13 protein-coding genes and 1 pseudogene are annotated in these 18,749 nt (G+C 69.1%); 3 read left to right on the top strand and 11 right to left on the bottom strand.

The window, feature by feature from the left end; translation table 11 throughout:
* Positions 1-94 precede the first annotated feature (94 nt).
* The 11 genes from ACIBCU_RS09915 to ACIBCU_RS09865 form a co-directional block, all read right to left on the bottom strand.
* Positions 95-1,723, bottom strand: a complete 1,629-nt coding sequence (locus ACIBCU_RS09915; protein WP_362936808.1) for an ABC transporter substrate-binding protein — start codon at positions 1,721-1,723, stop codon at positions 95-97.
* Between the two features lie 172 nt (positions 1,724-1,895).
* Positions 1,896-3,038 (bottom strand): dipeptide ABC transporter ATP-binding protein, encoded by a 1,143-nt coding sequence (locus ACIBCU_RS09910; RefSeq protein WP_362936805.1) that lies wholly within the window; start codon positions 3,036-3,038, stop codon positions 1,896-1,898.
* On the bottom strand, positions 3,031-4,089 hold the full coding sequence (locus ACIBCU_RS09905; protein ID WP_362936802.1) for an ABC transporter ATP-binding protein: 1,059 nt from the start codon (positions 4,087-4,089) through the stop codon (positions 3,031-3,033). The genes ACIBCU_RS09910 and ACIBCU_RS09905 overlap by 8 nt, the downstream gene beginning before the upstream one ends.
* An 11-nt stretch (positions 4,090-4,100) precedes the next feature.
* Positions 4,101-5,042, bottom strand: coding sequence for an ABC transporter permease (locus tag ACIBCU_RS09900; protein WP_362936799.1), 942 nt, complete (start codon positions 5,040-5,042; stop codon positions 4,101-4,103).
* Positions 5,035-5,964 carry an ABC transporter permease gene (locus tag ACIBCU_RS09895; protein WP_362936796.1) on the bottom strand — a complete coding sequence of 310 codons (930 nt, stop codon included), beginning with the start codon at positions 5,962-5,964 and terminating at the stop codon, positions 5,035-5,037. The genes ACIBCU_RS09900 and ACIBCU_RS09895 overlap by 8 nt, the downstream gene beginning before the upstream one ends.
* A 122-nt stretch (positions 5,965-6,086) precedes the next feature.
* Entirely contained in the window at positions 6,087-7,709 is a 1,623-nt protein-coding gene (locus ACIBCU_RS09890) for an ABC transporter substrate-binding protein (protein ID WP_362936793.1), read from the bottom strand.
* Positions 7,710-8,153: 444 nt separating this feature from the next.
* Positions 8,154-10,028, bottom strand: coding sequence for a translational GTPase TypA (gene typA / locus ACIBCU_RS09885; protein ID WP_362936790.1), 1,875 nt, complete (start codon positions 10,026-10,028; stop codon positions 8,154-8,156).
* A gap of 334 nt (positions 10,029-10,362) precedes the next feature.
* A complete protein-coding gene (locus ACIBCU_RS09880; protein ID WP_399230480.1) occupies positions 10,363-12,624 on the bottom strand; it encodes an ABC transporter family substrate-binding protein in 2,262 nt (753 codons plus the stop codon).
* A gap of 193 nt (positions 12,625-12,817) precedes the next feature.
* Positions 12,818-13,369, bottom strand: a complete 552-nt coding sequence (locus ACIBCU_RS09875; RefSeq protein WP_362936784.1) for an isochorismatase family protein — start codon at positions 13,367-13,369, stop codon at positions 12,818-12,820.
* 46 nt (positions 13,370-13,415) lie between these two features.
* A complete protein-coding gene (locus ACIBCU_RS09870) occupies positions 13,416-14,825 on the bottom strand; it encodes an MFS transporter (protein WP_399230886.1) in 1,410 nt (469 codons plus the stop codon).
* Between the two features lie 17 nt (positions 14,826-14,842).
* Positions 14,843-15,319: a MarR family winged helix-turn-helix transcriptional regulator gene (locus tag ACIBCU_RS09865; protein WP_399230478.1), complete on the bottom strand. Its 477-nt coding sequence runs from the start codon at positions 15,317-15,319 to the stop codon at positions 14,843-14,845.
* A gap of 272 nt (positions 15,320-15,591) precedes the next feature.
* On the opposite strand from ACIBCU_RS09865, the pseudogene ACIBCU_RS09860 reads away from it, so the two are divergent.
* The 3 genes and pseudogenes from ACIBCU_RS09860 to ACIBCU_RS09850 form a co-directional block, all read left to right on the top strand.
* Positions 15,592-15,780: pseudogene (locus ACIBCU_RS09860) on the top strand (hypothetical protein); the annotation flags it as partial.
* Positions 15,781-15,861: 81 nt separating this feature from the next.
* A complete protein-coding gene (locus ACIBCU_RS09855; protein ID WP_399230884.1) occupies positions 15,862-17,958 on the top strand; it encodes a TPM domain-containing protein in 2,097 nt (698 codons plus the stop codon).
* 75 nt (positions 17,959-18,033) lie between these two features.
* On the top strand, positions 18,034-18,747 hold the full coding sequence (locus ACIBCU_RS09850) for a PspA/IM30 family protein (RefSeq protein ID WP_362936778.1): 714 nt from the start codon (positions 18,034-18,036) through the stop codon (positions 18,745-18,747).
* Positions 18,748-18,749: the final 2 nt, after the last annotated feature.

Raw genomic sequence — 18,749 nt, 5'->3', positions numbered from 1 at the left:
GGGGCTCCGGGGGGGGTCGGGACGAACGGGCGGAGGGACCGGAAAGCCGGGTGGCCGGTGCGGGCTGCCGCACCGGCCACCCGGCTTCAGCGGGTCACTTGACCTTGATCTGGTCGTACACCGGGACGCTGAAGGGGTTCAGCGAGACGTTCTCGACCCTGTCCGAGTAGCCCGCGCTGCCGTTCTGGTACCAGAGCGGGATGACGGGCATCTGCTCGACGAGGACCCTCTCCGCGTCCTGGAAGGTGGTGACGGCCTTGGCCTTGTCGCTCTCCGCGTTGGCCTTGTCGACCAGGTCGTCGAACTTCTGGTTGCTCCACTTACCGTCGTTGGACGGGGCGTTGGTGTAGTAGAGCGGCTGGAGGAAGTTCTGGATCAGCGGATAGTCCATCTGCCAGCCCGCGCGCCAGGCCCCGGTGAGCTTCTGCGTGGAGACCTGGCTGCGGAAGTCGGCGAAGGTGCCGACGGGGCCGCCGACACACGCCTTGTTGTTGCCCATGACGTTGTTGATGCTGTTGCAGACCGCGTCGACCCACTCCTTGTGGGAGCCGGTGTCGGCGTTGTACGAGATCTTGAGCTGGCCGCCGGGGATGCCGCCGCCCTCCTCGATCAGCTTCTTGGCCTCCGTCTTGTCGTACTCGCAGGCGGGGCCACAGAGGCCCTTCTTGAAGCCGCCCTCCTCGCCGAGGACCGGCGAGGTCCAGTCGGAGGCGGGGGTGCGGGTCTTCTGGAAGATCTGGTCGGTGATCTGGTCCCGGTTGATCGCCATCGACAGGCCCTGGCGGACCTTGATCGCGCCCGGGGTGTCCCAGGCCTTCTCGTAGAACGGGAAGGCGAGCGTCTGGATGATGCCGGCGGGTGTGTTGATGTACCGGTCCCCCAGGTCCGCCTCGACGTTCTTGAGCTGCGAGGCGGGCACGTCGTCGACCAGGTCGAGGTTGCCCGCGGTCAGGTCGGTGTAGGCGGTGTTGTTGTCGGTGTAGACCTTGAGGTCGATGCCGCCGTTCTGCGCCTTGTCCGCGCCGGGGTACTCGTCCCACCGGCGCAGGTTCATCGACGAGCCCTTGGCGTACTGGTCGATGGTGTAGGGACCGTTGCCGACGGGCTTGGAGAGCCAGGCGTCGTGGTCGGTGTAGAAGACCTTGGGCAGCGGCACGAAAGCGGCGTAGCCGAGGGTGTCGGGCCAGAGCGAGAACTTCTGCGACAGCTTGGCCGTGAAGGTCGTGCCGTTGACCACCTTGAGGCCGGAGAGCGTGGCGGCGGACGCGGAGCCCGACTCCGGGTGCACCTTGTCGTAACCGTCGATGTACTGGAAGAAATAGGCGTTCTTCTGGTTGTTCTTCAGAGCGGCGCCGTAGTTCCAGGCGTCGACGAACGACTTCGCGGTGATCTTCTCGCCGTTGCTGAAGGTCCAGTTGTCCTTGATCGTGATCGTGAAGTTCTGCGAGTCCGTCGACTCGATCTTCTCGGCGATCTCGTTCTTGGCCTCGCCGGTCTTGGGGTCGTAGCGCACGAGCCCGCGGAAGACCATGTCGAGGACCTTGCCGCCCTGCACCTCGTTCGTGTTCGCCGGCTCCAGCGGATTCTGCGGGTCTCCCCAGGACGAGCTCACGATCCCGTCGGCGCCACCGCCGCCACCGCTGTCCCCGCCGCCGCAGGCCGTGGCCGCCAGGGCGACAGCGACGGCGCATGCGGCCCACCTGGCCTGTGTGGCTCCGCGCATGGAGTGCCTCCTAGGGTTCCCTTGAGTGGCTCAATGCCTCATATCACCCCATATGACACTCCGTCGCATGTCGGCATACGCCGTACGCCGTACGCCGTACGAGGACCGCCGGAACGCCAGGACGCCCGGCCCCTCGCGGGGGCCGGGCGTCCTGGCTTGGACCGATCGGGTGCTACGCCGCGTGGACGACGTCCTTCTCCTCGGCGAAGTGGCACGCCGACTCGTGCGCGGCGGGCGTGTCCGAGGCCTTGAAGCGCTCGGGGACGGCCAGCAGCGGCACCTCGGTGGCGCACTTGTCCTGGGCCTTCCAGCACCGCGTACGGAAGCGGCAGCCGGACGGCGGGTTCGCCGGCGACGGGACGTCACCGGAGAGGATGATGCGCTCGCGTCCGTCACGGGCGTCGGGGTCCGGAACGGGGACCGCCGACAGCAGCGCCTGGGTGTAGGGGTGCGTCGGGTGGTCGTAGATCTGCGTGTCCGTACCGATCTCGGCCATCTTGCCGAGGTACATGACACCGACCCGGTCCGAGATGTGCCGGACGATCGACAGGTCGTGCGCGATGAAGAGGTAGGAGAGGTTGAACTCGTCCTGGAGCTTCTCCATCAGGTTGATGACCTGCGCCTGCACCGACACGTCGAGCGCGGAGACCGGCTCGTCGCAGATGATGATCTCCGGGTTGAGCGCGAGGCCCCGGGCGATCCCGATGCGCTGGCGCTGACCGCCGGAGAACTGGTGCGGATACCGGTTGATGTACTCCGGGTTCAGACCGACGACGTCCAGGAGGTCCTGCACCTTGCGGCGCCGCTCACCCTTCGGGGCCGCCTCGGGGTGGATCTCGAAGGTCTCCCCGATGATGTCACCGACCGTCATACGCGGGTTCAGCGAGGTGTACGGGTCCTGGAACACCATCTGGATGTTGCGGCGCACGGCCTTCAGCGCACGGCCGGACAGCTTGGTGATGTCCTGGCCCTTGTAGAAGACCTCACCGGCGGTGGCCCGCTCCAGCGTCATCAGGAGCTTGGCGACCGTGGACTTGCCACAGCCGGACTCGCCCACGATGCCGAGCGTCTCGCCCTGGTAGAGATCGAACGAGATCCCGTCCACGGCCTTGACCGCGCCGACCTGCTTCTTGAACAGGATGCCCTGGGTCAGCGGGAAGTGCTTGACCAGGTTGCGCACCTGGAGGATCGGCTCCCCCTGCGAGACCGGCGCGTCGATGGCCGCGACGGCCTCGGACTCGGTGCTCGCGTTGACCGTCGCCACTTCGGTGACGTTCGGGGTGGCGTCCACGGACCCCTTGTCGAGGTCAGCCATGGATCGTCTCCTTCCAGAAGTGGCAGGCGCTGCCGCGGCCGACCAGCTCGGTGCCGTCCTGCTCGGTCACCGGGCGCAGCGCCGGGATGTCCGTACGGCAGATGTCCTGCGCCATCGTGCAGCGCGGGTTGAAGGCGCAGCCGGACGGCACGTGCAGCAGGTTGGGCGGCAGGCCCTTGATCGCGTAGAGCTCCTGGCCCTTCTGGTCCAGGCGCGGGATCGACTCCAGCAGGCCCTTGGTGTACGGGTGCGCGGGGCGCTTGTAGATCTCGTGGACCGGAGCGGTCTCGACGATCCGGCCCGCGTACATCACGGCGATCTTGTCGGCGACGTCGGCGACCACGCCGAGGTCGTGCGTGATCAGGATCAGGCCCATGTTGAAGTCGCGCTGGAGCTCCGCGAGCAGGTCCATGACCTGCGCCTGGACGGTCACGTCGAGCGCCGTGGTGGGCTCGTCCGCGATGATCAGATCGGGCTCCAGGGCCAGCGCCATCGCGATCATGATGCGCTGGCGCATACCGCCGGAGAACATGTGCGGGTAGTCGTTGACCCGCTCCCTGGCCGCCGGGATGCGCACGCGGTCCATCAGCGCGATGGCCTTGGCCTTGGCCTCCTTCTTGGAGAGGCCCTGGTGCACGCGGAACATCTCGCCGAGCTGGTAGCCCACGGAGAGGACCGGGTTCAGCGAGGAGAGCGCGTCCTGGAAGATCATGGCGATCTTCTGGCCGCGGATCTGCCGGCGCTCCTCGTTGGACATCTTGAGCATGTCCTGGCCGCGGAAGAAGATCTCGCCCTTGGGGATGCGGCCCGGAGGCATGTCCAGGATGCCCATGATCGCCTGAGCGGTCACGGACTTGCCGGAGCCGGACTCGCCGAGCACGGCGAGGGTCTCGCCGGCGCTGACGCTGTAGTTAACTCCGTTGACGGCCTTGGCGACGCCGTCGCGGGTGTGGAACTCCACGTGCAGATCGCGGACTTCGAGCAGCGGGCCGCTCTCGTCGTTCGAACCACGCGGAGCAGGAACATCCGCCGTCTTGTCGATGATGGTCATGTACGCCTCCCTCAGCGCAGCTTGGGATCGAGGGCGTTGCGCACCGCATCGCCGAGCATGATGAACGCCAGAACGGTGATCGACACCATGACCGACGGGATGATCAGGACGAACGCGGCGTTACGCAGCTGCTCCTGGCCGGAGGAGATGTCGACACCCCACGACACGGTCGGTTCGGCGAGCCCGATGCCCAGGAAGGACAGGGTCGCCTCGGCCGAGATGTAGCCGCCGAGCGCGATGGTCGCGACGACGATCACCGGGGCGATCGCGTTGGGCAGGATGTGCCGGAGCAGGATGCGGGTGGTCGAGGCGCCGAGCGCCTTGGCCGCCATCACGTAGTCGGCCTGCTTGATCGTCAGCACCGAGCCGCGCGCGACACGGGCGATCTGGGTCCAGCCGAGGAAGGCCAGGGCCAGGATGACGACCCAGATCTTGCGCTCCTCGAACGAGGTCAGGACGACCATCGCGCCGAGGATGAAGGGCACGCCGAAGAAGATGTCGGTGACCCGGGACAGGATCGTGTCGATCCAGCCGCCGAAGTAACCGGCGAGCATGCCGACCAGGGTGCCCAGGATCGTGACCAGGGCGGTCACGACGATGGCGACGGTGATCGAGGCACGGGCGCCGTAGACGACACGCGCGTAGATCGAGCGCCCCTGGATGTCGTACCCGAACCAGTCCTCCTGGAAGAAGTTCCCCCACTTGGGCTTCTGCAGGTAGTGGTGGGCCAGGTCCGCGTAGCGCGGGTCGGCGCCGGTGAACAGGCCGGGGAATATCGCCATCACCAGCAGGAAGAGGATCAGGACGGCCGAGACGACGAACAGCGGGCTGCGCCGCAGGTCGTGCCAGGCGTCCGACCACAGGCTGCGGGGCTTGCCCACGGGGGCGGCGGCAGCGGGTGCGGCCACGGCCTCGGGCTTGTCCGCGGTGGTTTCCTTGAGCGTCTCAGGCATAACGGATCCTCGGGTCCAGGACCGCGTAGAGCAGGTCGACGACCAGGCTGGCAACGAGATAGACGATGACGATCAGCGTCACGATGCCGACGACGGTGGCGCCTTCGCGGTGCCGGAGCGCGTCGAAGACGTTGTAACCGACACCCTTGATGTTGAAGATGCCCTCGGTGACGACGGCGCCGCCCAGCAGGGCACCGAGGTCGGTGCCGAGGAAGGTGACCACGGGGATCAGCGAGTTGCGCATCAGGTGGACACCGATGATGCGACGGCGCGGCAGCCCCTTGGCCACGGCGGTGCGCATGTAGTCGGAGCGCAGGTTCTCCGCGACCGAGGTGCGGGTCAGTCGCGCCACGTAGGCGAGCGACAGGGACCCGAGGACGACCGCGGGCAGGATCAGCTCACTCGCACTCGCTTCGAGGCTCACGTTGGGTTCGACCCAGCCGAGCTGGAAGGCGAAGAAGTACTGGCCGAGGAAGCCCAGCACGAACGAGGGGACCGAGATGAGCAGGAGCGTCAGGACGAGCAGACCGCGGTCGCGAAGGGTGTCGGCCTTCAGCCCCGCGAAGATGCCCATGGAGATACCGACGACGACCGTGAAGATGAAGGCAAACAGGGCCAGCCGGACGGTGATCGGGAACGCTTCCGAAATGATGTCGGCGACGGGCCGCCCACTGGCGATCTGTGTGCCGAAATCACCCTGGAACAGGTTCACGAGGTAGTTCCAGTACTGGTGCCAGAGCGGCAGGTCGAGCCCGAGCTCCTTCTTCATTTCCGCGATCTGCGTGGGGTCGACGGCCTGTTCGCCTGCGAGCGCGCGCACGGGGTCGCCGGGCAGCGCGTACATCATGGCGAAGACCAGCAAGGTGGACCCGAGGAAGACCGGGATCATCTGGAGCAGTCGCCGCGCGACGTAACGCCCCATGTTTGCCTCCGATTAGGGATAAAGCAGCCCAGGGGCCGCCCTCCGGATACGGAGAGCGGCCCCCCGGGACCTACTGCCTGGTGTGGGCGGCTGATGGCCGAGTGGGGGCCCTCAGGCGGGTGCTACTTGACGGTGACGTCAGTCATGACGTAGTCGCCGCGGAAGTCGATGGCGACGTTGTCGACAGACTTCGAGTAGCCGCCGTTGATCTTGTAGTTCCAGAGCGGGATCGCCGGCATCTTCTGGAGGACGAGCTTCTCGGCCTCCTGGTATGCCTTGATCGACGCGTCCAGGGTCGCCGCGTTGTCGCCCTTCTTGAAGGCCGCGTCGACCTCCTTGTCGGAGAACCGGCCGTTGTTGGCCTCGGCGGTCGTGCCGTACAGCTCCCGCATGAAGTTGACGTTCAGCGGGTAGTCGGCGACCCAGCCACCGCGGTACATCGACTTGACCTGGTCGTTGTCACGCGCTTCCAGGTCGGTCTGGAAGTCCGGCTTGGCGTCCGGGACACAGTCGACCCCGGTCGAGTTGCGGATGGACTCGCAGACAGCGGTCACCCACTCCTTGTGGCCACCGTCGGCGTTGTACTGGATCCAGAGCTTGTTGTCCGGAACGCCGCCGCCTTCCTTGATGAGCTGCTTGGCCTTGGCCGGGTCGAACTTGAACACGTCGGTGTCCAGGTGCTGGTTGCCCGCGACGCCCGGGGGCGTGAAGCTGGTGGCGGGCTCACGGGTGCCGTTGAGCACGGTCTTGGTGATCGTGTCGCGGTCGATGCCCATCGACAGGCCCTGGAGGACCTTCGGGTCGATGCCCTTGAAGGTCTTCGAGTAGAACGTCGGGACGATCGACTGCACGGCCGCGTACGGCTGGTCGACCACGCGGTCCCCGAGGTCCTTCTTGTAACTCGGCAGGTCCTTCGGGCCGATCTGGCGGATCATGTCCAGGTTGCCGGACAGGAGGTCCTGGTACGCGGCCTCGACGGTCGCGTAGTTCTTGAACAGGATGCCCTTGTTCTTGGCCTTGTTCGGGCCCTGGTAGTCAGGGTTGGCCTTGACCTGGATGAGCTTCTTGTGGTCCCACTTCTCGAAGGTGTAGGGACCGTTGCCGACCGGCGCCTGGCCGAACGCCTTGGTGTCCTTGTAGAACACCTCCGGCAGCGGGGCGAAGGTGTAGTAGCCGAGCTTGTACTCGAAGTACGGCACCGGCTTGTCGAGCTCGATCGTGAAGGTGGTGTCGTCGACCGCCTTCAGACCTGACATCTCCGTGGCCTTCGGGTCACCCTTCTCGGGGTGGACGTCCGCGTAGCCCTTGATGTCCTCGAACCAGAACGCGTTCTGCTGGGCGTTCTTGACGTTGGCGTACCAGTTCCACGCCTTGATGTAGGACTCGGACGTGACCGGGGTGCCGTCGTGGAACTTCCAGCCGGACTTGAGCTTGACCGTCCACGTCTTGTTGTCCGTCGACTTCACGGACTCGGCGTTCGTGTAGACGATCTTGCCCTCGCCGTCGAACTCCAGGAGCTGGGTGAACAGCGACTGGATCACGTAGCTGCCGAGCGACTCGTTCGTGTCGGCCGGGATCAGCGGCTTCTGCGGCTCACCGACGTCGACGGAGACGTAGCCCGCGGGCTTGCCCTTCTCCTTCGAGGCATTGCTGCTGTCGTCACTGTCGCCCCCGCCACAGGCAGTCGCGGCCAGGGCGATGATTGCCGCTCCCGCGACCCACTTGGCGCTCTTGGCACCGCGCATGGGTTTCCTCCTCATGAGTCCACTTTTGACTACAAGAGGGGCACTGGACAGATCCACCGACACCCCTGACGGCGATCGTTTGCAGTGCCCCGAGTGTGCTCGTGAGTCCGCACTCCCCACAGTGCGCCGACCCATTGACCCGAGCTCAATGGAGCCAACTATTAAGGAACACCGGGCTGTAAACCACACTTAAAGGGTCTCGGTTTGACAACATCGAGAAGGCATGGTTGCCCGAAATCCGGACAAAGTGATCCCAGACAGACACCCCCGAAACGGACCGTTAACACATGTTCCGGAGAGCGACGCACGATATCCGGACACCTCGGTCAGGAAAACGAGTTGACGAAAGGCCCGGACCCCCGCAGTGTCTGCGGGGGTCCAGGCCTCATGTCAATGGCTCGTTCCGACGGTTCGTACGCCGGCACGGGCGATCAGGACCAGGGGTCAGCCGTTCTTCGCGCGCGAGGCCGTGCGGCCGCGCTGCTTCTGGTCCAGGACGACCTTGCGGATGCGCACGGTCTCCGGGGTCACCTCGATGCACTCGTCCTCGCGGCAGAACTCCAGGGACTGCTCCAGCGAGAGCTTGCGGGCGGGGACCACGTTCTCCGTGGTGTCCGCGGAAGCCGCACGCATGTTGGTGAGCTTCTTCTCCTTGGTGATGTTCACGTCCATGTCGTCGGCGCGGGAGTTCTCGCCGACGATCATGCCCTCGTAGACCTCGGTGCCGGCCTCGGTGAAGATGACACCGCGCTCCTGGAGGTTGACCATCGCGAACGGCGTCACCGTGCCCGAGCGGTCGGCGACCAGCGAGCCGTTGTGACGGGTGCGCAGGTCCCCGAACCAGGGCTCGTGGCCCTCGAAGATGGAGTGCGCGATGCCCGTGCCGCGGGTCTGGGTCAGGAACTCCGTACGGAAGCCGATGAGGCCGCGGGAGGGCACGATCCACTCCATGCGGACCCAGCCGGACCCGTGGTTCGTCATCGTCTCCATACGGCCCTTACGGGTCGCCATCAGCTGCGTGATGGCGCCGAGGTGCTCCTCGGGGGAGTCGATGGTCATGCGCTCGATCGGCTCGTGCGTCTTGCCGTCGACCTGCTTGGTGACGACCTCCGGCTTTCCGACCGTCAGCTCGAAGCCCTCACGGCGCATCTGCTCGACCAGGATGGCCAGCGCGAGCTCACCACGGCCCTGGACCTCCCAGGCGTCCGGGCGCTCGGTGTCCAGGACGCGGAGCGAGACGTTACCGATGAGCTCGCGGTCCAGGCGGTCCTTCACCTGACGGGCGGTGACCTTGTGGCCCTTGCCGCCCTTGCCGACGAGCGGCGAGGTGTTCGTGCCGATGGTCATCGAGATGGCCGGCTCGTCGACCGTGATCAGCGGGAGCGCGACCGGGTTCTCGGGGTCGGCCAGGGTCTCGCCGATCATGATGTCCGGGAAACCGGCGACGGCGCAGATGTCGCCCGGGCCCGCCTTCTCGGCCGGCTTGCGGGTGAGCGCCTCGGTCATCAGGAGCTCGGTGATGCGCACGTTGGAGATCGTGCCGTCGCGCTTGATCCACGCGACCGTCTGGCCCTTGCGCAGCTCGCCCTGCTCGACGCGGCACAGCGCGATACGGCCGAGGAAGTTGTCGGCGTCCAGGTTGGTGACGTGGGCCTGGAGCGGGGCGGCCTCGTCGTACTCCGGCGCCGGGACCGTGGAGAGGATGGTCGTGAAGAAGGGCTCCAGGCTGTCGCTGTCCGGGGGGACGGTGCCGTCCTCCGGCTTGGTCAGCGAGGCGACGCCGTCACGGGCGCAGGCGTAGACGATCGGGAACTCGATCTGGTCCTCGTCGGCGTCCAGGTCCAGGAAGAGGTCGTAGGTCTCGTCGATGACCTCGGCGATCCGGGAGTCCGGCCGGTCCGTCTTGTTGATGCAGAGGATGACCGGCAGCTTCGCGGTCAGGGCCTTGCGCAGGACGAAGCGGGTCTGGGGCAGCGGCCCCTCGGAGGCGTCCACGAGCAGGACGACCGCGTCCACCATCGACAGACCGCGCTCGACCTCGCCGCCGAAGTCGGCGTGGCCGGGGGTGTCGATGATGTTGATGGTGATGACGTCGCCGCCATCCTTCGGGTGGTACTTCACGGCCGTGTTCTTGGCCAGGATCGTGATGCCCTTCTCACGCTCCAGGTCGTTCGAGTCCATCATGCGTTCGTCGAGGTTCTCGGCGGCGTGCGCGGCGAAGGCGCCCGCCTGCTTGAGCATGGCGTCGACCAGCGTGGTCTTGCCGTGGTCGACGTGGGCGACAATGGCTACGTTACGGATGTCGTGGCGCGTGGGCATGGGTGGCTTGCGCTTCTCTCGGATCGTGGGATCAGGCGTCTCAGTCGGTCTCGAGTCCTCGTACGCCCGCCGGGCGGCACGCCACGGCTAGTCCAATGGTACGGGCCCGATCGGTCCGGGGCTTCCCGGCCCGATGCACAGGGCAGGGCTACAGCCACTATTCAGCCGATATTCAGCCGGTATTACGTCATCGTCCAGCCGGTGCGTGGCCGGACGGCAAGGGGTGTGAGAAGACGAGCAGCCCGGGTCTGGGCGGACACCACCTTGCCCGCCGGGGGCTCCGGCGGGCAAGGGAATTGAGCTGCATCTGAGCTTCGAATGTGGCCTTGACCTGCTACTTCTTCCGATTCGCGGGGGAACCTGCCGCTTCTCGCCCGGTGAATCCGATGTCCTCGTAACGAGGGGCGGCGAAGCCGAAGGCGCCGATGTTCGCCAGTTTCTTGTCGACGGCGACCAGCTGTGGCCTCTGATACAGCGGAATCGATCCCGCGGCGGCCCAGATCCGTGCGTCGGCCTGCTTCAGGAGCTCCCTCGACGCGTCGGTGTCGAGCTCGGAGACCGCACGGTCGAAGAGCTGGTCGATGTGGTCCGAGCCGACCCGCGTGTAGTTCTGCTCGACGAGGAGCGAGCCGTCGGTGGCGGGCTCCGGCTTGGCGAAGATCGGGCGCCCGTCGGTCGCCGGGTAGGCGGTGGCGGGCCAGGAGTACAGCGCCATGTCGTAGTCGCCGGAGGCGATGTGGTCCTTGAAGTAACTGTCGTCGTCGACCTTGGTGATCTGCGTGCTGATGCCGATCGAGTCCAGCATCTCGACGATCTTCTCCCCGACGGTCCGCAGCGGCTGCGATCCGGGGCCGGAGGGCAGGACGAAGCGGAGGGTCAGCGGCTTGCCGCCCTTGCCGAGGCGGTCCTTCACGCCGGCGGGGGCGGGTGCGGCCGTGCCCGCGGGGGCGTAGGCGCCGGGGGCGCCGCCGGGCTGCTTGTCCTGCACGGTGACCTCGGCGTCGCCGGCGGGGCGGTCGCCCGGCTTCTCGTCGCCGACGATGTACGTCCCCTCCTCGCGCGAGGCCTTGTCGTCCTTCTCCGCCTTCTCCGCCTTCTCCGCCTTGTCGGCGCCCTTCTCCTCGGCCTTCTTCTTCTCCTCGGCCTTCTTCTTCTCGTCGGCCTTCTTCTTCTCGTCGGCCTTCTTCTCGGCCTCGCTGCCCGCCTTGGTGTCCTCGGTTTTGCGGACGGCCCCGCCCACGGTCCATCCCGCGTCGGCCAGCAGGGCCTTCGCCTCCTTGGTGTCCCGGTCGCCGAGCGCACCGCTGCCGTCCTTGTAGCCGGGCTGCCCGGCCAGGGCCAGGTGGCTCCCGGGCGGCTTCGCCGGCAGGCCGAGCGGCTTCAGGACGGTGTCGGCAAGCTCCTGGCGGTCCAGGGTGCGGGCGATGGCGCGGCGCACCCGGTCATCGGAGAGCGGCCCGGACTCGCCGTTCAGCGCGAGCTGCGTGTAGGCGGGCTCCAGTGACTTGCGTACGGCGAAGCCCTTCAGCGCCTTCTGCTCGGCGGCGTACACCGCGACGGCTTCCCGGTTCTTCTCGCGGGCGGCCTGCGCGGTCTCGGCGGCCTCCTCGTCCGAACCGTGGGCCAGGGCCCAGGACCGCAGGGCGGCGGCCGGGGTGATGTCGGCTCCCGGGCCGTGGGCGGGCGGCTGGCCGTTCCCGCCCCGGTAGCGGGCCGCGAGGGCGATGCTGTTCGCCGTGGCTGAGCCGATGTCGGCGACGTCCACCGTGCCCTCGGTCAGCGCGTCGGTGCGGTCCTCGGGCTCGACGGCGCGGAAGACCAGGGATTCGAGCTTGGCCTCGTCGCCCCACCAGCGGGGGTTCCGGTCGAGGACGACCGTGCCCTTGTCCTTGTTCACGCTGCGCAGCCGGAACGGTCCGGCGGTGTTCTTCAGGGTGGCCCTGGCGCTGTCGTTGAAGGTGCCGGGCGACCCGGTCACCTCCTTCGGGTACAGCGGCGAGAAGAGAGAGCGCCAGTCCGCGTACGGCTTCGAGAACGTGACCCGGACCTGCAGATCGTCCTTGCCGCGTTCGATCTTCTCGATCCGCTCGTACCCCGCGTTGCGCGCGGTCCAGAAGGCCGAGTCCTTGCCGCTCAGCGCGCGCCACTGGGCGACGAAGTCGGGGGCGCCGATCTCCCGGCCGTCGCTCCACACGGCCTGCTGGTTGAGCTTGTAGAGGACGACCTGCTTGGGCTCCCGCTCGATGACCTTCGCCGACTCCAGATAGTCGGGGTTCAGCTTGGGCTCCCCCCGCGCGTCCAGTGGGAAGAGCGAGGGCAGCAGGGCGCCGGTGATCCGCGTGGTCGCGCTGTCGGCGTCGGCCTGGAAGGTGTTGAGGGTGGCGGGGACCTCGTCGATCGCCCACGTGAGGGTGGAGCCCTCGGTCACCCGGTCCCGGGAGGCCGGGGCGATGTCCTGCGGGACGGCCACCGAGGTGGGGCCCTCACTGTCCGAGGTGCAGCCCGCCAGTACCGGGATCGTGAGCACACCTGTCGCCAGGAGCGCGACCGAGCGGCGCTTTCGGGCCGTCCCGCGTGGGACGCCGACGTGGGCCATGGCTGATACCTCCGGGGCCGGCCCGGCCCACCCCGTACCGGAATGGACCGGATGATGCGTTCTGGTGGCATTTGCAGTTGATCAGACTGGTTCGCTGATCCACTGAAAGCACCTTCACGCGCGGGAGGCGGCAGGCGCGACCGGTGGAGCCGCGGACGTCACCCGTGCGGCCCCGGTACCGGCCCGGCGGCGGTCAGCCCAGGAGCTTGACGATCGCGGCGGTGGTGTCGGTCTCGCCGAGCCTCGGGAAGATCTTCTCGACGCTGTTGCGGTGGGCGTCGGCGTCCATGTCGGTGACGGCGTCCGTCGCGACGGTGACGTGGTAGCCGTGTTCGTGCGCGGCGCGGGCGGTGGACTCGACGCCGATGCTGGTGGCGATGCCGGTGATCACGACCTGGGTGATGCCGCGGCGGCGCAGTTCGAGGTCGAGCGCCGTCCCGTGGAAGGCGCCCCACTGCTGCTTGGTGACGACGGTGTCGCCGTCGCGCGGGCCGAGCTCGGGCAGGATGTCGGCCCAGTCCGCGGCGGGCTTGCCGGCCGGGGCCCGGCCCTCGTTGCGGCCGGGGGCGCCGCCTGTCACGCGGACCAGGAAGACCGGGAGGTCCTTGGCCCGGAAGGCTTCGGCGAGGGTCACCGAGTTGGCTACGACGCCCTCGGCCGGGTGGGCCGTCGGGAGGGCGACGATGCCCTTCTGCAGGTCGACGACGACGAGTGCGGTCCGGGGGTCCAGGACGGTGGCGGTCATGTGCGTACTCCTCGATGTGCTGATGTGCGGATGTGCTGGAGGGAGGTCAGGTGCGGGCGCGCAGGGCGCGGTCGGTGAGGGTCAGGACGACCAGCAGCACGGCCAGGACGACGGAGACCGCGGCCATGAGGTGCAGTCCCGCGTCGCTCGCCGCGTCGGCGTAGGCGAGGGCGATCAGGCTGGAGGCGGTGATGGCTCCGATGTACTGGGCGGTCCGCTGGAGCCCGGCGGCGGCGCCGATGCTCTCGGGGGGCGCGTAGGCCTGGACGGCCGCCTGGTTGCTCGTGCCGATGAGCCCCTGCGGGGCGCCGAAGCACGCTCCGGCGAGCAGGAGGAGGGCGAGCGGGGTGTCGCCGGAGAGGAACACGAGGATGCCCGCGCCGGCGGTGAGCAGCAGGCAGGCCACGGCCAGCGGGGCGCGCAGCCCCTTCGTACGGGCGCCGAGCAGCGAGCAGACGAGCGCGGTGACGGACATCGGCAGCATGAGAAGCCCGGTGTGCCCGGAGGAGAAGCCGCGGGCTTCCTCCAGCCACTGCGTGTAGCCGTACATGACACAGTAGATCAGCAGGTAGCTGAGGCCGTGGCGCAGGTAGGTGCGCAGCAGGGGGCCGTTGCCCGCGAGCATCCGGATGTCTATGAACGGCTGCGGGGTGCGCAGCTGCCACCGGACCAGGACTGACGTCAGGACGGCGAAGGGGACGAGCAGCCACCACTGCGGGTGGGCGAGGTCGAGCAGGAAGAAGACCAGCACCGTCAGCGCGGTGGTGAACAGCCCGATGCCCAGGGGGTCCAGGGAGAGCTTCGGCGCGCCCCCGTCGGCGGCCCGCTCGCGCGGCGGGTCGGCCGGGACCCAGAGCAGCGCGGCGCCGAAGGCGAGCAGGGCGATCGGCACGTTGACCGCGAAGATACCGCGCCAGCCGACGACCGACACGAGCAGCCCGCCGAGCGCGGGGCCGACGGCGGCGCTGCCGAGAGCCGCGAAGGAGAGCCTGGCGAGCACGGGGCGGGGGGTGGGCCGGCCGAGCCGGCGCGACTCGTCACGCAGGACGGCCATGGCGGCCGGGTAGGCGGCCGACGTACCGATGCCGAGCAGCAGCCGGGAGACGATCAGGGTGCCGAAACCGGGGGCCAGCGCGCCGATCAGCCCGGACACGACCACGACGACGAGGCCGGCCAGGAAGACCCGGCGCGGGCCGAGAGTGTCGGCGAGCTTGCCGAGGACGGGCTGGGCGACGGCGCTGGCGAGGTAGAGGACGGAGATGAGCCAGGCGGTGTCGGCGGCCCCGATGTCGAAGGAGTGCCCGATGGCCACCAGGGCGGTGGAGATCATCGTGGTGTTCAGCGGGTTGAGCAGGGAGCCCATCAGCAGCGGTGCGGTGAGCCGGGCGCTGAACCCGGGGCCGTCTTCCACGGGCGGGGCGGGCCGGGGCTCCGCCACCGGCGCGCCGGGGGGCAGGTCCGTCCCGTACCGGGTCACTTGTCGACCAGACGGCCGATGAGTTCGACGGCCTCGGCGAGTGCCCGGCGCTCCGCCCCGTCCAGTTCGCCGGCGATCGCGTCGGCCAGCCAGCTCCGCTTGGCGGCCCGCACCCCGGCCAGGACGGTGCTCCCCTCCTCGGTCACCGACACGAGCGACTTCCGGCCGTCCGCCGGATCGGGGGCGCGGGTGACGAACCCCTGGCTCTCCAGCGCGCCGAGGGTCAGCCGCATGGACTGGGGCCGCACGAGCTCCGCCCTGGCCAGCGCCGCCGTGGTGGCCGGTCCGCCGTCCTCCAGTCTGGCGAGGGCCGAGCGCTGGGAGGGCGTGAGCAGACTGTCGGCCGAGGAGCTCCGCAACCGCCTGAGCAGCCGCCCGACCACGGCCGAGAGATCCGTCGCGACATCCTCGGCCGTGGGGTCGGCGGGGGTACGCGGCGCTGCGGTACCGGGGTTCTCGGACGTTCCGGACATGTTCTCCACCGTAAAGATGGACAGGGCATCTTGCAAGACAGCCTGTCTATTCTTGGGTAAAGACCGGCATGCGCCACGGACGGCGCGCGAACAGGCCCGCCGTTGCCCGCCGCCGGGCCCGCGATCTGCTGCGCACGATGCTGCCCGAGCACGAGCAGGAGCACACCCGGGCGGCGCGTACGCCGTGATGGACGGTGTGCGTGTCCGGCAGGGGCACTGTCCGGCAGGGGCACTACACCCACCGCGGACGGAAGCTGGTCCCCACCTGGGGCGGCTTCCGGGGCTCGGTCGATGGGGGCACCGGCCGGGTCAGCGACTTCACGCCGGCACTGGACCAGGGCATGATCATCGCGGCACCGGCCCAGGCCATGAAGCCCGGACTGCTCCAGCGGCCGTTCCGGTCGGGCGGCTTCCGGACGCGGGTGCGCCCGCTGCTCGCCGCGGAGCGCTTCAGCATCTGACCGGACCCCGGCGCCGGGTCGCGGGCGGCAGTAAGCGGACATAGCCTCCCACATGTGACGCCGCCTGCGAGCCGTACCGGGATGTCCCGGCTTTCGATACCCGGCAGGGTCCTCGTCGCCGCCCTGGCGGCGGTGCTCTGGACCGCCTTGCCGGGCGCTCCGGGAGCCCGGGCCGAGGACCCCGTGACCCTGTCCCGCGAGGGGCAGATCACCGACAAGGTGGACGCGCTCGGTGACCGGGAGCGGCAGGTCGAGGCCTCACTCGACCGTTTGTTCGAAGAGCAGCGGGTGCAGCTGTTCGTGGCGTACGTCCGTGACTTCTCCGGCCGGGACGCCCAGACCTGGACCGACGAGACCGCGAACCGCAACGGCCTGGGCCAGGAGGACGTGCTGCTGGCCGTGGCCACGCACGACCGGCAGTACGCGTACTCCGTCGACCAGGGATCACGCCTCACCGACGCGCAGCTCCAGGACGTGGCGAACACGGCGATCGAGCCGGCACTCCGGCAGAACGACTGGGCCGGAGCCGCGATCGGCGCCGCCGACGGCTACGCCGCGGTGCTCGGGGGCGGCCCCGTACCGACCCCGGCCATCACGCCGGGCGCCGCCGATCCCGGGGGTGACTCCGACAGCGGTGCCTCGGCGAACCTGATCGTGCCCGTCGCCGTACTCGTCGTCGTGTGCGCCGTCGCGGCCTTCGCCCTCACCCGACGCAGACGGCGTACGAAGACCCGGACGACGCCGGCGGCGGGCGGCTGGGGCGGCGAGGCCGGGGCGGCGGCCGAGCCGCCGGTCCCCCTGCCCGACCTGGACGCGCGGGCGAAGGAGGACCTGGTCGACACGGACGACGCCGTGCGCACCAGCGAGGAGGAACTCGGCTTCGCCACGGCCCAGTTCGGCGAGGATGCCGCGGCTCCTTTCGCCGAGGCGGTCCGGTACGCCAAGAACGAGCTGACTGCGGCCTTCCGGCTGCGGCAGCAGCTGGACGACGCCTTCCCCGAGGACGACCCGACACGGCGCCGCATGCTCGAAGAGATCATCAGCCGCTGCACGGACGCCAACGGACGCCTTGACGCCATGTCCGAGGACTTCGACCGGCTGCGCTCCCTCGAACAGACCGCCCCGCAGGCCGTGGCCACCGCCGAGACCGCCTACCGCGACCTGGTCGCTCGCGTCTCCGCCGCTGAGACGGCCCTCGGCACGCTGCGGGAGCGGTACGCCGAGTCCGCGACCGCTCCTGCCGCCGGGGACGTCGAACAGGCCCAGGACCGGCTGGTCTTCGTCACCTCCACCCTCAACCAGGCACGCCAGGCTGTGGACAGCGAGGACAACTCCCGCGCCGCGGTGTACGTCCGCGCGGCGGAGGGCGCGATCAAGCAGGTGGCCACGCTCGTGGACGCGGTCGACCGGCGGGCCGGGGAGCTGGCCGAGGCCGCGGACAAGCTGCCGGGCGCGCTCACCGAGACGGAGACGGACCTGGCGGACGCCAGGGGGCTGCTGGACGGCACGCCGGAGGGTGTGCCGACCGCGGATCTGCGGGGCCGGGTGGCCCGCGCCGAGGCGGTGGCCGGCGATGTGAGGGCGGAGATCGGCTCCGGCCCCTACGACCCGGTCGACGCACTGCGCAGGGTGGAGGAGGCGGACGCCGCGCTGGACGAGGCGCTGGCCGGAGCCCGGGAGCAGGAGCACGGCACCCGGCGCGCCCGTTCGCTGCTCGACCAGGCGATGCTCACCGCGCGGGCGGCGATCGGTGCCGCCGCGGACTACATCACCACCAACCGGGGCGCGGTCGGCAGCCAGGCACGCACCCGGCTGGCGGAGGCCCAGCGGCGGTGGGAGAGGGCCCGGGTGCTGTCGGAGGGGAACGACCCGCAGGCCGCCCTTGCCGAGGCGCAGCAGGCGGACGCGCTGGCCGCGCAGGCGCGGAGCCTGGCCGAGCAGGACGTACGCGGCTACGGCGACGGGGGCGGCTTCGGCGGTCCGCGTGGCGGAGGCGGGACGGGCGGTGCCGTGCTGGGCGGCATCCTGCTCGGCGGGCTGCTCGGAGGGCGGGGCGGAGGGTTCGGCGGCGGATTCGGGGGCGGGTTCGGTGGTTCCGGGGGCGGGTTCGGCGGCGGGCCGGGCAGCTTCGGCGGCGGGGGGACCCGCGGCCGGCGGGGCGGCGGAGGCCGCTTCTGACGGCGGCCGGGGCGCGCGGAGCCGGACACCGGACGCCGTCACACGTACGACGGATTTCGCACAAGGAGAGGTGCCATGACCAAGCAGACCGTCCTCGGCCGCGTCACTCAGCTGGCGCGGGCCAACATCAACGCCCTGATCGATCAGGCGGAGGATCCGCAGAAGATGCTGGACCAGCTGATCCGCGACTACACGAACAACATCGCGGAGGCCGAGCAGGCGGTGGCCGCCACCATCGGCAACCTCAGGCTGCTGGAGGAGGACCACCGGGAGGATGTCGACGCGGCGAGGGAGTGGGGCCAGAAGGCGTTCGCCGCCAGCAGGAAGGCCGACGAGCTGCGGGCCGCGGGAGCGGGGGTGGACGCCGACAAGTTCGACAACCTCGCCAAGGTGGCGCTGGGCAGGCAGCTCCAGGCTGAGCAGGAGGCGAAGACGGCCGAGCCGACGATCGCCTCGCAGACGGTGGTGGTGGACAAGCTGAAGTCGGGTCTCGACCAGATGAAGAACAAGCTGACCCAGCTGAAGTCCAAGCGCGACGAGCTGGTCGCACGCGCCGCGTCCGCTCAGGCGCAGAACCGGATGATGGACGCCGTCAAGAGCATCGACGTCATGGACCCCACGAGTGAGCTCGGCCGCTTCGAGGACAAGGTGCGGCGCGAGGAGGCGAGGGCGGTGGGCAAGCAGGAACTCGCCGCGTCGTCCCTGGACGCCCAGTTCGAGCAGCTGGACAGCCTCGGGGACAGCGCGGAGATCGAGGCCCGGCTCGCCGCCCTGAAGTCCGCTTCCTGACC

The sequence above is a fragment of the Streptomyces sp. NPDC051064 genome (assembly GCF_044455985.1).
In the GTDB taxonomy this organism is placed as follows: domain Bacteria; phylum Actinomycetota; class Actinomycetes; order Streptomycetales; family Streptomycetaceae; genus Streptomyces.
The sequence above is the reverse complement of the archived record's forward strand: the minus strand, read 5'-3'. Positions and strand labels throughout refer to the sequence as shown.